The organism is Intrasporangium zincisolvens, from assembly GCF_034724055.1.
GTDB classification, from domain to species: Bacteria; Actinomycetota; Actinomycetes; order Actinomycetales; family Dermatophilaceae; genus Monashia; species Monashia zincisolvens.
On record NZ_JAWIIL010000004.1, the window covers coordinates 127,757 to 141,960 of the forward strand.

General features: G+C 72.5%; 10 protein-coding genes and 1 pseudogene. 3 read left to right on the forward strand and 8 right to left on the reverse strand.

Annotated features, from left to right (window positions below; genetic code table 11):
* Positions 1-23 precede the first annotated feature (23 nt).
* On the forward strand, positions 24-1,892 hold the full coding sequence (locus RY076_RS12875; protein WP_323098582.1) for a helix-turn-helix domain-containing protein: 1,869 nt from the start codon (positions 24-26) through the stop codon (positions 1,890-1,892).
* Positions 1,893-1,987: 95 nt separating this feature from the next.
* Here RY076_RS12875 and RY076_RS12880 read toward each other — a convergent pair.
* Positions 1,988-3,396 (reverse strand): annotated as a pseudogene (locus RY076_RS12880) (aminotransferase-like domain-containing protein).
* Here RY076_RS12880 and RY076_RS12885 point away from each other — a divergent pair.
* Together RY076_RS12885 and RY076_RS12890 are read left to right on the forward strand one after the other, a co-directional pair.
* On the forward strand, positions 3,395-4,330 hold the full coding sequence (locus tag RY076_RS12885) for a DMT family transporter (RefSeq protein WP_323098583.1): 936 nt from the start codon (positions 3,395-3,397) through the stop codon (positions 4,328-4,330). The pseudogene RY076_RS12880 and the gene RY076_RS12885 sit on opposite strands and share 2 nt — an antisense overlap.
* Before the next feature lie 270 nt (positions 4,331-4,600).
* Positions 4,601-6,241: a hypothetical protein gene (locus RY076_RS12890; RefSeq protein WP_323098584.1), complete on the forward strand. Its 1,641-nt coding sequence runs from the start codon at positions 4,601-4,603 to the stop codon at positions 6,239-6,241.
* 78 nt (positions 6,242-6,319) lie between these two features.
* On the opposite strand, the gene RY076_RS12895 is transcribed toward RY076_RS12890, so the two are convergent.
* From RY076_RS12895 to dxs, 7 genes are all read right to left on the reverse strand, one after another.
* Positions 6,320-7,273, reverse strand: coding sequence for an alpha/beta fold hydrolase (locus RY076_RS12895; RefSeq protein WP_323098586.1), 954 nt, complete (start codon positions 7,271-7,273; stop codon positions 6,320-6,322).
* Positions 7,270-8,442, reverse strand: coding sequence for a branched-chain amino acid ABC transporter permease (locus tag RY076_RS12900; RefSeq protein ID WP_323098587.1), 1,173 nt, complete (start codon positions 8,440-8,442; stop codon positions 7,270-7,272). The genes RY076_RS12895 and RY076_RS12900 overlap by 4 nt, the downstream gene beginning before the upstream one ends.
* Complete coding sequence (locus tag RY076_RS12905; RefSeq protein WP_323098588.1) at positions 8,439-9,323, reverse strand: branched-chain amino acid ABC transporter permease; 885 nt, start codon at positions 9,321-9,323, stop codon at positions 8,439-8,441. The genes RY076_RS12900 and RY076_RS12905 overlap by 4 nt, the downstream gene beginning before the upstream one ends.
* The gene (locus RY076_RS12910) at positions 9,320-10,054 is read right to left on the reverse strand and encodes an ABC transporter ATP-binding protein (RefSeq protein ID WP_323098590.1); all 735 of its coding nucleotides are present in this window, start codon (positions 10,052-10,054) and stop codon (positions 9,320-9,322) included. Before RY076_RS12910 ends, RY076_RS12905 begins: the two co-directional genes overlap by 4 nt.
* Positions 10,051-10,791 carry an ABC transporter ATP-binding protein gene (locus RY076_RS12915; protein ID WP_323098591.1) on the reverse strand — a complete coding sequence of 247 codons (741 nt, stop codon included), beginning with the start codon at positions 10,789-10,791 and terminating at the stop codon, positions 10,051-10,053. Before RY076_RS12915 ends, RY076_RS12910 begins: the two co-directional genes overlap by 4 nt.
* Before the next feature lie 36 nt (positions 10,792-10,827).
* Positions 10,828-12,048, reverse strand: a complete 1,221-nt coding sequence (locus RY076_RS12920) for a substrate-binding domain-containing protein (protein WP_323098593.1) — start codon at positions 12,046-12,048, stop codon at positions 10,828-10,830.
* 201 nt (positions 12,049-12,249) lie between these two features.
* On the reverse strand, positions 12,250-14,118 hold the full coding sequence (dxs, locus tag RY076_RS12925; RefSeq protein ID WP_323098594.1) for a 1-deoxy-D-xylulose-5-phosphate synthase: 1,869 nt from the start codon (positions 14,116-14,118) through the stop codon (positions 12,250-12,252).
* Between the last annotated feature and the right edge of the window lie 86 nt (positions 14,119-14,204).

The following is a 14,204-nucleotide window of genomic DNA, read 5'->3' on the forward strand; positions in this document are numbered from 1 at the left end:
CCGCGTCGACCTAGGATCTGGCCGTGGTGACCCGCAGCGAGACGACGACGGCCGACCAGGCGATGCGCCTGCTCGAGCTGCTCGCCACCGACGCCACCGTGGCCGAGGTGGCGGCCGCGGACGCTCCTGCCGAGGCGCGTGACCTCGCCCTACGCATCACGAGTGCCCGTGAGGTGCACCAGCACCGCGAGGCGGGGCTGGCCGCGCTCCTCGACACCGCCCGCGAGCTCGCGACGGAGAGCGACCCCGGGTCGGTCCTCGACGCCATCGTGCGCCGGGCCCGCCGGCTCGTCGGCACCGACCTCGCCTACCTGACCCTCTACGACCCCGAGGCCGGCGACACCTTCATGCGCGCCACCGACGGGTCGGTGTCGGCGGCCTTCCAGTCGGTGCGCCTCGCGCTCGGTGCCGGCCTCGGCGGGCTCGTCGCCTCGACGCACAAGCCGTACTGGACGGCCGACTACTGGTCCGACGAGCGGTTCCGGCACACCGCGGCCATCGACGGTGCCGTCGGCGAGGAGGGGATCATCGCCATCTGCGGCACTCCTCTCATCGTCGAGTCGCACTTCGTCGGCGTGCTCTTCGCCGCGAACCGCTCCTCGCGCCCCTTCACCCGCGAGGAGGTCGCCCTCCTCGGCAACCTCGCGACGCTCGCCGCGGTCACCCTCGTCCAGACGCGCGCCCTGGCCGACGCCGAGAACGCCCTGGCCCAGCTGTCCGAGGCCCACGAGACGGTCCGCCAGTACGCCGAGGGCATCGAGCGCGCCGCCGCGGCCCACGACCGGTTCGCCTCGCTCGTGCTCGGTGGTGGCGGCGTCGACGACGTCGCCCGGGCCCTGTGCGACCTGCTCGGCGGCTGGGCCGTGCTCGTCGACGAGGACGGCGGCCGCATCGGCACCGCCGGCCCTGCACCCGACCCGGGTTCCGGGCGCGTCGGGCTCCTCGAGGACCTCCTGTCGAGCGTGCCCGGGCAGGGCTCCGGCCGTCTCCTCGAGCGCGAGGGTATGTACGTGCTCCCGGTCACCGCGGCACGCGAACGGCTCGGCACCCTGGTCATCGGGGGCATCGACCGGCTCCGCGAGTCCGAGCAGCGCACCGTGGAGCGCGCGGGCGTCGTCACGGCCCTCGTCCTGCTCTTCGAGCGGCAGGCCGCCGACGCGCGGCAGTCGGCCCGCAACCGCCTCGTGTCCGACCTCGTCAGCGCGCGCGGCAGCCGCGAGGAGCGCCTCCAGCTGGCCCGCACCGCCGGCCTCGACCCGACCCGCCCCTTCTGCGTGCTCGTGCTGCGCGGCGAGGACCCGCACGGCCACCGCGCCCTGCTCATCTCCGCCAGCGCGGCCACCGACGAGGTCGCCCTCGTCGGCTCGCACGACGGCGACGTCGTGGCGCTGGTCCCGGGCACCGACGCCGACGGCCTGGCCCGCGCGGTCGCGGCCCGCATCGGTCGGCGCACCTGCGTCACCGTGGCCGGCGTCGGACCGGTGGAGGGCGTCGACGGGGTGCCGACAGCCCACGAGGAGGGCGCGCGCACCGTGGGCGCGCTCATCGCCCTCGGGCACAAGGGCAAGGGCGCCGCCGCCACCCAGCTCGGCTTCGCCGGGCTCATCGTTGGCTCGGCGCCGGACGTCGACGACTACGTGCGGCGGCTCCTCGGCCCCGTCATCGAGTACGACGACCGCCGCGGCACCGACCTCGTCGGCACCCTCGCCGCCTACTTCGCGGCCGGCGGCAGCCCGCGTCACGCCGCGGGCACGCTGCACGTCCACGTCAACACGGTGTCGCAGCGCCTCGAGCGGATCTCGGCCCTGCTCGGCGCGACGTGGCAGCAGCCCGACCACGCCCTGGAGCTGCAGCTGGCCCTGCGCCTGCGCGCTCTCCAGTCCCCCGCCTGACCCGCTGCCCGGTCCCCGACGCACGGGCAGAGTCACCCTGCCACCGGGTCCGGGGCCGGCGCGGTGTCACTCGAAGACGTCTGCGCAGCCTGGGTTCACCGCGTGTCTGTCAGGGCTTGCGTGAGGAGGCGACCGACCTCGGGGAAGCGAGCGGGGTCCTCGCCGGAGTAGTTGAGGCGGATGTAGGGGCCGGAGGGTTCGGCGGGGAACCATTCGTCGCCCGGGGCGATGACCAGGCCCCGGTTCTCGCATGCGCGCACGAGGTGGTGGACGTCGGTGCCGTCGGGCAGCCGGGCCCAGAGGTTGAGTCCTCCGGGTGGGGTCTGCTGCAGATCGACCTCGCGTGCCCCGTCGCGCAGGCTCTGGGCGAGCAGGTCGCGGCGGGTCCTGAGCTGCTGGCGCATGGTACGCAGGTGCGTCGTCCAGCCGGGTTGGGTGACGACGTCGAGGGCAGCGGTCTGCAGCAGGCCGCTGACGTACATCGCCTCTGCGGCGCGGTCGGCGAGGATGCGGTCGCGGGCGGGGCCGCGGGCTATGACGGCGGCGACGCGCAGGGCGGGTGACACGCTCTTGGTGAGGGACCGCAGGTAGATCACGTGACCGTCGCGGTCATGTCCGATGAGCGGGTTCGGGTCGGCGTCGATGCCCAGGTCATGAGCCCAGTCGTCCTCGATGAGGAAGGCGTTGTGGGCCCGGACCATGTCCAGGACCGCGCTACCGGTTTCTCGGGACCACTGTGCCCCAGTCGGGTTGGCGAAGTTGGGTTGCGTGTAGAAGGCACGCGCGCCGGTGAGGGCGAAGGCGCGCTCGACCTCATCTGGGTCGGGTCCGGCCGGGCCGCTGGGGACCGGGACGAGGACGACGCCCGCCTGTTCGGCGGCGAGGATGGCGCCCCAGTAGGTGGGTGACTCGATGACCAGTGGCTGACCAGGGCCGACCAGGGCGCGGAAGATGGAGCTGAGCCCGCTCTGGCTACCGGCGATGATGAGCGCGTCACGCGGAGACGGTGGCGCGAGCCCGGACGGCGTGCTGGCGGCAACCTGGCCGGCGAACCAGGCTTGCAGCTCGGGCAGGCCTCCGGCGGGGGTTCGGGTCAGCGCGGCGTGCCGCGGGCGGCACGGGTGAGGGCGGCCCGCACCAGCCGTTCGGGCAGCAGCTCGCGGGCCGGGTAGCCGGAGTGCAGCTGGATGGCATCGGGGACCGAGGCGCGCTGGGTCGAGGACAGCGCCCCGGCCCGGGTGCGTGGCGTGCCGAGGGCCGCGGTCTGCCAGCCGAAGTCGGCCGGGCGCGCGGGACGTACCGAGCGGGTGAAGGTGCCGACGCCGGGGCGGGTCTCCACGATCCCGAGTCCCGTCAGCTGGCGCAGCGCCTTCTGCACGGTGACCGGGCTGGCGCCGTGCTGCGCGACCAGGGCCCGGGTCGAGGGCAGCCGCGCTCCGGGAGGGGCGGTCTCGACCCAGGAACGCAGTGCGGTGACAATGCGCCCTGCGCTATCGTCGTTCATGACGCAACAGAGTAGCGCTATCGCCCAGCAACCGGCACCGCTATCGGGCCACTCAACCCGGTCCGGTCTACGGTGGGGGCTGGTCGGGACCACCGCCTTCTCCTTCACGGTGCCGTTCACCCGGGTCGCGGCCGATGACGGGTTGTCACCGCTGTTCATCGGGGCGGGGCGCGCGGTCGTGGCCGCGATCCTGGCCGCCGTCGCCCTGGCGGTGACGCGGCAGGTCTGGCCGAACCGGCGTCAGTGGGTGCGGCTGGCGGTCGTGGCCGGCGGCGTCGTGGCCGGGTTCCCGCTGCTGACCTCCTACGCGCTCAGGACCGCGCCGGCCAGTCACGGCGCCGTCGTCATCGGGCTGCTGCCGGCGGCGACCGCGGTGATGGCGGTGCTGCGCGGCAAGGAACGCGTGTCGCGCTCGTTCTGGGTGTTCGCGGCGCTCGGTGCCGCGGCCGTCGTCGCGTTCGCGGCACTGCAGAACGGCGGCCTGGGCGGGCTGCACGGTTCGGACGTGCTGCTCTTCGGTGCCGTGCTCGCGGCCGCCGTCGGGTACGCCGAGGGCGGGCTGCTCGCGCGTGAGCTCGGCGCCTGGCAGACCGTGTCCTGGGCCCTGGTGCTGTCGGCCCCGCTGATGGTCGTCCTGACCGTCGTCTCCCTCGTGGACGAGGCGCCGGTCGCGACGACGGTGCAGTGGCTCGCGTTCGCCTACCTCTGTGTCGTGTCGATGTACCTCGGCTTCTTCGCCTGGTACCACGGCCTGGCCATCGGGCCGATGGCCCAGGTCAGCCAGGTGCAGCTGGTGCAGCCGGTCCTGAGCATCCTGTGGGCGGCGCTGATCGTGCGCGAGCAGCTGACCTGGCCCACCGTCCTGGGCGGACTGGTCGTCATCGCCTGCGCCCGGTTCGCGGTCCGGGCCCGCCTCCGTCGGGAGGCGAGCTGAGGCGCCACACACCAGCGCTCCTACCGGCGGCTCGCTAGCAGCGAGGCCGGTGCGACACCCCCCGCGGGAACGTCTACGGCTGGGGGCACGCGTCCTGACATCGTCTCGGTGAAACGGTGAGGGACGGACAGACGAGGCGACGGCGCGTCCCCACGTGGCTGTCGGTTGCGCGGCTGAGGTGTTTGCGTCGTTGAGGCGTTCCGTCCCGAGGCGCCGTGCTACATGTACCTCGGAAGTTGCATGCGTCCGCCGGTTCATGTCCGTCAGGTCGTGATCGATGCCGCAAGTCCGTCGATGGGTCCGAATCTGATGAGTTCTTCTGCCCCTGTCCGGGCCGAGCGCGCCACAGAGACGTCGGTCGCCGACGACGAGCGGTCCTCCGTCCGAAGCCGGCGGCAGCCTTGGCTGTGGGGCCTGCTCATGCTTCCGCCTGCCATCGTCGCGATGCACCTGCTCGCGCTCGGCGCCTTCGCCAGCCCGACCGTTCGCCTGGCGGCGGAGGACTGGTGCGCGGCAGCACGGGTCCGCGACTACGGCTCACTGGGGTTCATCGACTACTACTACTCCAAGGTGAACGGCCGGCTGGCCTACCACGTGGGCCAGGTTCTGCTCTTCTCAGACGGGCTCCGAGGCATTCGCCTGCTGCCGTTCGTCCTGATCGTCACGCTGACGGTCGGGATCTTCACCCTGCTGTACCTGGTGCTGCGCCACCTGCAGTGGCGATGGCCCGCGGCGGCGGCTGGGCTCCTCGCGGTCGTCGTCGCGGCGCTCACGTTCTTCGCCGGCAACGTGGTGTACCAGATCCTCTTCTGGTCGGCTTCCACCGTCACGCACACCGTCCCGGTGATCCTGGGCATCTGGAACGTCATCCTCCTCGTGGTCGCAGCACGCAGCCCCCGTCGGTGGGTGCGTGTCACGGCGGTCGTGGTCGCACTGCTCATGGGCTTCGTGGTCGCATCGCTCGGCGAGGCCTTCTTCGTGGTCAGCGGCGTCTATGCGGCGGCGGCCCTGCTCCTTGCCCTGCTGTCGTGGCGCGACCGGCGGACACGCCTTCCGATCGCGTGGCTCGCGGCGTGGCTCATGGGTCTGCTCGCCGGATTCGCCGTTCTGTACTTCTCGCCCGGTCAGCGCCTGCGGACCGAGATCTCGTACAGGTACGAACAGGCGTCCCTGATGTCCGTCCGTGGCCTCTCGGAGGTCGCTCACGGATGGCTCAGCTCCTGGGAGATCATCCTTTCCCGGCCTGGGTACTACGCAGCGATCGTCGCCGGGCTCCTGGTCGGCCTGCTCGCAAGCAGCGCACCCCTTCGCAGGACCTCGCTGCCGTTCGCCGGGGGCTCGTGGACGCTTCCACGCAAGGTGCTCGTGGCGGCGCTGCCGGCCGTCCTGGTGATGGTCGCATCGTTCGGTGTCATCGCCGGGTTGCGGCAGGGCTACGGACCCGACGGCTGGCGGTACCAGCGCGCCTGGACGAGCTTCCTGGCCCCGGCCGTCGGGACCGCCGCGCTCTACGGTGCCGCCGCTGGCTACTGGTTGGGCCGCCAGGTGAGCGGTCGACAGCGGAAGGCGGCGGTTCCGGTCATGGCGGCGCTGCTCGGGGCGTCGGCCGTGTCCAGCACGGTGTTGCTGGCGTCCATCGTGCCGCGGACCACCGCGCTCGTGCACGAGATGACCGACCGGGCCACGGCCTGGGATCAGAACAACGCAGCCGTCGAGCAACAGATCCGCGAGGGCAAGCGCATCGTGAGCTTCACGCCCACTCCGATCCGCAACTCGAACGAGCCGTTCCGGTTCGCCACCCGGCCCGAATGGGCCCGCAACTGCGCCACGGCCTACTACGGCGTCGACCAGCTGATCCCTTCCGAGGAATGGCTGTCGACACCGGACTCCGCCGCTTGGCGCGAGAGCTGACGCCCGACGCCGCGGTCCACGCCATGCCCACCATGGCCCAGCCCGACCTCGCCCCCCGCGGCCTGACCCAGCGACGGGTCAGCCCGCACTGCGTGGTGCTGCTGCCGAACCGGCCAGCAGGCGGTCGACGGCGTCGACGACGGCCCCGATGCCCGTCTCGCCGAGGATGACGTCGTAGTGGTTGGCGTCGACCGAGGTGGTGTGCACCGAGGCCGGCACGTCGAGGGCGGCGAGACGCTGCTCGTCGTAGAGCCCCTGCGGCTCGTCGAGCAGGCCGCGGTGGGCCCAGACGAGCTCGAGGGGCACGCCGCGCTCGGCGGCGGTGCGCACGGCGGCGTGCGTCTCGGGGTCGGCGAGCACGTCGGCGCCGTCGGCGCGCACCGCGTCGAGGACGCACGTGCTGTGCCACGAGCCGGGCGCGTCGGGGTCCTCGACGAGGTCGTGCTCGATGTAGGCACGCGCGGCGTCGCCTCCGGGGCCGTCGAGGACCGGGCCGAGGGCTGGGTGCTTCTTCCAGAAGTCGAGGTACTCCCCCGGGCCGTCGAAACGCATCCGGAGCCGGTCCATGGCCGGGCCGATGACGGCCTGCAGGGCCGCGTCGATGTCGACCGAGGCGTCTACGGGGAAGGCGAGGCCGCCGTCGACGAGGACGGCGCCGGCGAACCGCTCGGGGTGGCGGGCCACGGCGAGGGCGCCGATGAAGGCGCCCATCGAGTGTCCGACGAGCACCGGCGCCGCACCGAAGACCGACGCCGTCTGCACGAGGTCGTCGACGTGCGCCGCGAGACCGTAAGGCCCGGGAGCCGTCCGGCTGTCTCCGCGGCCGCGCAGGTCGGGGGCGAGGAAGCGCACCGCTCCCGGGCCGTGCCGCCGCGCCATCTCGTCGGCGACGCGTCGCCAGGAAAGCCCGTTGGCCGTGATGCCGTGGACGGCGAGCACGACAGGCCCCTCGGGCGATACGGGTCCGACCGTGAGGTCGTGGATCGCGAGGCTGCCCTCGGGCAGCTCGATGACGAACGCGGACTGGGTCATGACGCGGCCCCTGCCTTCCGGATGATCCTCCCGCCGAGACCGGTCAGCCCCGACGGTGCGAAGTAGACGACGACGACGAAGAACGCGCCGAGGATGAACAGCGGCTGCGACAGCACCTGCCGCACCACCTCCGGCAGCGACTGCAGGATGCCGGCGTCGCTCACCTCGACGAGTCTGGCATCGGCGTAGGTGTAGAGCACGCCGCCGATGACGGCACCCCACCGGCTGCCCGCGCCCCCGAGCACGACCATGACGAGCAGCGAGAGGGTGAACTCCGACGTGGTCAGGTGCGGGCTGGACCCGCCGAGCACGAGGGCGTGCACGACGCCGCCCAGCGCGCCGAGGAACGACCCGGCCACGAGCGCCAGGAGCCTGACGCGGTAGGTGCCGAGCCCGATGACCGCGGCCCGCTGCTCGTTCTCGCGGACCGCCGCCATCGCGTGCCCGGCGCGGGAGGCGACGAGCAGCGAGACCGCGGCCCACGTGACCGTCAGGAAGCCGAGGGCGAGCCAGTACCGGTAGGGCGCGTTGGCGACGCCGACGAGCATCTCGGGCAGGGCGGCGCGGTTCACCGTGCGACCCTCCTCACCGCCGGTCGTGCCGCCGGGGTCGCGCATGACGATGATCGAGGCGGCCTGGGCGAACGCGAGCGTCACCATGGCGAAAGCGATCCCGCCGACGCGCAGGGCGACGGCGCCGACGACGAGCGCGAGCAGCGTCGACAGCCCGAGTGCCAGCCCGACGGCGGCGGGCAGGGGCAGGGACCACGACGCCGTCGAGATCGTCAGGAGGTAGCTGCCCGCGGCGACGAAGAGGGCGTGGCCGAAGCTGAGCAGCCCGGTGCGGCCGAAGAGGACGTCGTAGCTCAGGGCGATGCCGCCGACGACGAGGCAGGTGGCGAGCAGCTGCATCGAGCCGGGCCCGTTGAGCCGCCCGGGGAACACGCCGGGCACCTCCACGGGCAGGTACGGCAGGTAGGCCAGGACCGCGAGGACGGCGACCGGTGCGAGCCGGGCTGCCCACCGGCGCAAGTCTGCCCGACCCTCCATGTCCGCCGAGGGCTCCTGTTCGGAGGCCGGCACGGGACCCGAGGCCCCGGTCTCGACGTCGGTCGACGCGTCGGTGTCGCTCGGGGCGTCGGTGACGCCGGCGCGCGTGCTCGGGATCATGCGGGGGCTCCCTTCAGGGACGTCGGCCGCAGGAGCAGCACGAGGGCGAGGAGCAGGACGACCGACAGGTCGCCGACGCCGCTCGCGGCGTAGTAGTTGGCCAGCTGCTGCACGAGCCCCACCGCGACCGCCGCGAGGGCGGTGCCGGTCAGCGACCCCATCCCGCCGATGACGACGACGATGAACGCGTAGATGAGCAGTGACCCGCCCTGACCCGGTGACACGGCACCGGCGTACTGGGCGTAGAGGACGCCGGCGAGGCCCGCGGCGGCACCACCGATCGCGAAGACGACGGTGAAGGTGCGCCGCACGTCGATGCCGAGGGCCTCCACCATGGTGCGGTTCTCGACCCCGGCGCGGATGACGAGGCCGAGACGGGTCAGGTGCAGCAGCGCGAGCAGCCCACCGAAGACGACGAGCGCGACGAGCAGGTAGACGAAGCGGTCGTTGGGGACCGTCGCCCCGAGCAGACGGGTCGTGCCGGACATCCACGCGGGCTTCTCGACGGGACGGGGGTCCGCACCCCAGATGCCTTGTGCCGCAGCGACGCCCGCGAGGGACAGACCGACGGTGACGAGCACCTGCTGGATGTGCCGCCGGTAGAGCGGCCGGATGAGGACGACCTCGGCGACGAGACCGACGACGGCACCGACGAGCACGGCCACGAGCACCGCGACGACAAGGCGGAGCGCCACCGGCCACCCCTGCGGCAGGTCGCCCATCGTCAGCCACGCCGAGTACGCGCCGGCGGTCATGAAGGCGCCGTGGGCGAAGTTGAGCACCCCCATGAGGCCGTAGACGAGGCTGAGGCCGGAGGCGGCCAGGAAGTACAGTGCGCCGAGCCCGAGGCCGGTGAAGAGGATGAGGACGAGGTCGCTCATGCGGCACCCTCACGTCGCATCGAGACTCCGAGCAGCTCGCGCGTCAGGTCGGCGTCGGCCACGAGGGCAGCCGCCTCGCCCCGGTGGACGACGCGTCCGGCGTCGAGCACGACGACGCGGTCGGCGATGCGCCGCACGAGGGGCAGGTTCTGCTCCACGAGCAGGATGGGCGTGGTGCGGGCCACCTCCGCCAGCACGTCGGCGACCTCGGTGACGAGCTTGGGCGCCAGGCCTTTGGTCGGCTCGTCGACGAGGAGGAGGTCGTTGTCGCGCAGCAGGACCCGCGCGAGCGCGACCATCTGCTGCTGTCCGCCGGACAGCGTGCCGGCCCGCTGTCCGCGCCGTTTGACGAGGTCGGGGAACAGGTCGGCGACGACCGGCGCGTCGACGCCGCGCTCGGGGTCGACGAGCCGGAGGTTCTCCTCGACGGTCAGTCCGCCGAACACCTCGCGGTCCTCGGGCACGTAGCCCACTCCCCCGCGCACGACCCGGTGGGTGGCCATGGCCTGGATCGGTTTGCCGCGCAGAGTGATCCGGCCGGTTCGCGGGGCCAGCCCGATGACGGCCTTGAGGGTCGTCGTCTTGCCGACGCCGTTGCGCCCGAGCAGCGCGGTGACCCCACGCGACGCGACGTCGAAGGAGACGCCCTGCAGGACGTGCGATCCGCCGTAGCGGACGTGGACGTCCTCGAGACGCAGGACGGGTGGGTCTGCCGGTCGGTCGAGGGTCACAGCGCTTCTCCCAGGTAGGCCTGCTGCACGCGCTCGTCGGCCGTCACCTCGGTGGGTGCGCCGACGGCGAGCAGCTGGCCGTGGTGGAGCACGGCGACGCGGTCGGCGAGGCCGAGGACGACGTGCATGTGGTGCTCGACCATCGCGACGGCGACACCGGAGTCGCGGACCTCGCCGATGATCTCGGTGAGGCCGTCGACGTCCTCGGCCGAGACCCCGGCCATCGGCTCGTCGAGCAGCAGCACGGCGGGGTCGGCGGCGAGCGCCATCGCGAGCTCGAGCTTGCGGCGGTCGCCGTGCGACAGGTCGCGGGCGAGCGCGCGGGCTCGGCCGGGCATCCGGACCCGGGCGAGCAGCCCGGCCACGCGCCCCGAGGTGCCCGAGCCGCCGCCGGCCCGCCGGAACGGCGAGAAGGGCGCCGGACCGGCGGCCTGCACGGCCAGACGCACGTTCTCCCCGGCGGTGAGTCCGTCGAAGAGGGCGGACGTCTGGAACGACCGGGCCAGGCCCTGCCGGGCACGACGCGTTGCGCTCGCGCGGGTGACATCGTTGTCCCGCAGCGTGATCCGGCCCTGCGTGGGCCTGGTCACACCGCTGAGGATGTTGACGAGCGAGGACTTGCCCGCCCCGTTGGGGCCGATGATGCCGAGCAGCTCACCGGCCCCCACGGAGAGGGTGACGTCGTCGAGGATCCGGGCGCCGCCGACGCTCCAGCCGACCGCCTCCGCGCTGATCATGTGCTGGTCGTGCTGGTCATGCCGGTCACGTGCCGATCACTTGAAGGGCGTGACCGGCGGGGCGACGCTCTCCGGGTCCAGGGTCTTCACCAGCTGCGGCACGACGTTGGTGCCGTCCTTCTTCAGCGTCGCGGTGAACATCGGCTGGAGCAGGGCATGGTCCTGGGCACGGATCGTCAGCTGCCCCTTGGGGCCCTCGAACGACCAGCCCTCGAGCCCGGTGACCATCTTGTCGACGTCGGTGCCGCCCGTCTCGAGCGCGTGCACGATCATCTGGCCGGCGACGAAGCCGTCGTTGGTGAACAGGTCGACCGACGCGCCCTGCTTGGCGAGCCCGTCCTTGAGCGCCGTGTACGCGGTGTTGTCGGCCGCACCCTCGAAGAAGTGCGAGAGGAAGTCGATCTTCGTGCCGACCTCGCCGAAGAGCATGTGGGTGGCCTTGATGTCGAGGCCCGTGACCACCTTCGTCGTGTCGAAGACGCCCTGCTGCCCGAGGGTCGTCCACATCTGCGTGGCGTTGGCCCCGGCCCATGCGACAAAGAGCAGGTCGGCGCCGGCGGCCTTGACCTTGGAGGCGAACGGCGTCAGGTCGGTGGCGGCGGCCGGCACCTCGACGGCCGAGACCGTCGCACCCTTGGCGCCGAGGATCGCCGTGACGGCAGCGACGTTGGCCTTGCCGAAGGCGCTGTCCTGCGCGAGGACCGTGACCTTCTTCCCCTTGACGTCACCGAGCATCGAGCCGGCCGTGGCGACGTCCTGGTAGGTCTGGCGACCGGAGCGGAACGTGTAGCGGTTGGCGCCGGTCACGGCGTCGGCCGCGGCGGGGCCCGAGATGAACAGCACCTTGTTGTCCTGCGCGAGCGGCGCCACCTGGAGCGCGACGCCCGAGGCGGTCGAACCGGCGATGATGGTGCTGCCCTTGCCGATGAGGTCGGTCGCGGCCGACACGGCCTTGGCGGGGTCGCCCGCGTCGTCGGCCTCGCTGAACTCGATCTTCTTGCCCGCGACCGTGCCGGTTCCCTTCGTGGCGAAGTCGATCCCGGCCGTCAGGCCCTGGCGGTACTGCTCGCCGTAGCTCGCGAGCGGTCCGGACTTCGAGTAGACGAGGCCGACCTTGAACGTGCCTCCCGACCCGTTCGTCGACCCCGCTCCCCCGTCACCGGCCGCCGGAGCTCCCGGCTGCCCCGGTGAGCCGCAAGCAGCGACCGACAGGGCGATCATGGCGCTCGCGAGCGCCAGGCTCCAACGCTTGGACACCGATGTCCTCCACCTCTGGCGGGCGCTCGCGCCTTTGCCGCAACGAGATCCGTTGACGCCCAGCCGTTTCGGCGAACCTAGGTGAGCGTTCGCGACGCGGCGGTGGGACGTGGGACCACAAAGCGGGCAGGCGCATGTGGCTGGCCGCCACTCGCGTCAGGTGGAGGACGCGGGCCTGTGCGGGTGCCGCGACGGGGCGCGTCAGGCCAGGCGGGGCTCGAGGTCGGCGACGACCTGGTCGGCGGTCAGGCCGAGCTCCTCGAGGATCTGGCCCCGTGAGGCGTGGTCGAGGAAGCGCTTCGGGATGCCGTACGTGTGCACCGGCACCTCGACCCCGGCCTCGCGCAGGGCGAGGGTGACGGCCGAGCCGACGCCGCCGCTGACGAGGTTGTCCTCGACGACGGCGACGGTGCGGGCCCGGCGGGCGAGCTCGACGACGGTGTCGCTGACCGGCAGCACCCACCGCGGGTCGATGACGCGGACGGCCCGCCCGTGCGCCGCGATCTTCTCCCCCGCCTCGATGGCGAGTCCCGCGAAGGCGCCCACCCCGACGACGAGCAGGTCGACGTCGTCGCCGGCGTTCTCGAAGAGCACGTCGACGTCGCCGATGCTGCGCTGGGCCGTGAGCGGGTCGGCGACGTCGCCCTTGGGGAACCGGATGACGGTCGGGCCGTCGGACACTTCGACGGCCTCGCGCAGCCGGCGGCGCACCTGGTCGCCGTCGCGCGGGGCGGCGAGGCGCAGGCCCGGCACGATCGAGGTGAGGGTCATGTCCCACATGCCGTTGTGCGAGGCGCCGTCGCTGCCCGTGACGCCGGCACGGTCGAGGACGAAGGTGATGCCGGCGTGGTGGAGCGCGCAGTCCATGAGGAGCTGGTCGAACGCCCGGTTGAGGAAGGTGGCGTAGACGGCGACGACGGGGTGCAGGCCCGAGTAGGCCAGCCCCGAGGCCATCGTGACCGCGTGCTGCTCGGCGATGCCGACGTCGAAGACGCGGTCGGGGTAGGCGGCGGCGAACCCGTCGAGGCCCACCGGGATGAGCATCGCGGCGGTGATGGCGACGACGTCGGGACGCTCCGCGCCGAGGGCCACCATCTCGTCGTTGAACTCGTCGGTCCAGATGCGGCCGGACACCTCGAACGGCAGCCCGGTCTCGGGGTTGAACTTGCCGACGCCGTGGAACTGGTCGGCCTCGTCGTCGACGGCCGGCTGGTAGCCGCGGCCCTTCTGGGTGAGGACGTGGACGATGACCGGGCCGCCGAAGTCGCGGGCCTTGCGCAGCGCGCGCTCGACCGCCTGCTCGTCGTGGCCGTCGACGGGACCGAGGTACTTCAGGCCGAGGTCCTCGAACATGCCCTGCGGGGCGACGATGTCCTTGATGCCCTTCTTGACGCCGTGGAGCGTCTCGAACATCGCGCCGCCGACGACGGGAGTGCGGGCCAGGGAGCGCTTGCCCCAGTCGAGGAAGCGCTCGTAGCCGCGGGTCGTGCGCAGCGTGGCGAGGTGGTCGGCGAGGCCGCCGATGGTCGGGGCGTACGAGCGCTCGTTGTCGTTGACGACGATGACGAGCGGGAGGTCCTTGTCGACGGCGATGTTGTTGATCGCCTCCCAGGCCATGCCACCGGTGAGGGCGCCGTCGCCGATGACGGCCACGGTGTGCCGGCCGGTCTCGCCGGCGAGGCGCCGGCCCTTGGCGATGCCGTCGGCCCACGACAGCGCGGTGGACGCGTGGGAGTTCTCGACGACGTCGTGCTCGGACTCGGCACGGCTCGGGTACCCCGACAGACCGCCCTGCTTCTTCAGCTTGCTGAAGTCGTGCCGCCCCGTGAGCAGCTTGTGGACGTAGGACTGGTGGCCGGTGTCGAAGACGAGGGTGTCCTGAGGCGAGTCGAAGACGCGGTGCAGCGCGATCGTCAGCTCGACGACGCCGAGGTTGGGGCCCAGGTGGCCGCCGGTCTTGGAGACCTCGGTCACGAGGAAGGTGCGGATCTCCTCGGCGAGCGCCGTCAGCTGGTCGGCCGGCAGGGCCTTGAGGTCCGCGGGGCTCGTGATCGTCTCCAGCAGGGCCACGCCGGGTCTTCCTCTCGAAGTTCGGTGCCGCATCGTCAGGGTGCGTCGGTGGTCGTCGGGGGTCCGGTCCCGACGCGTCGGAGCGG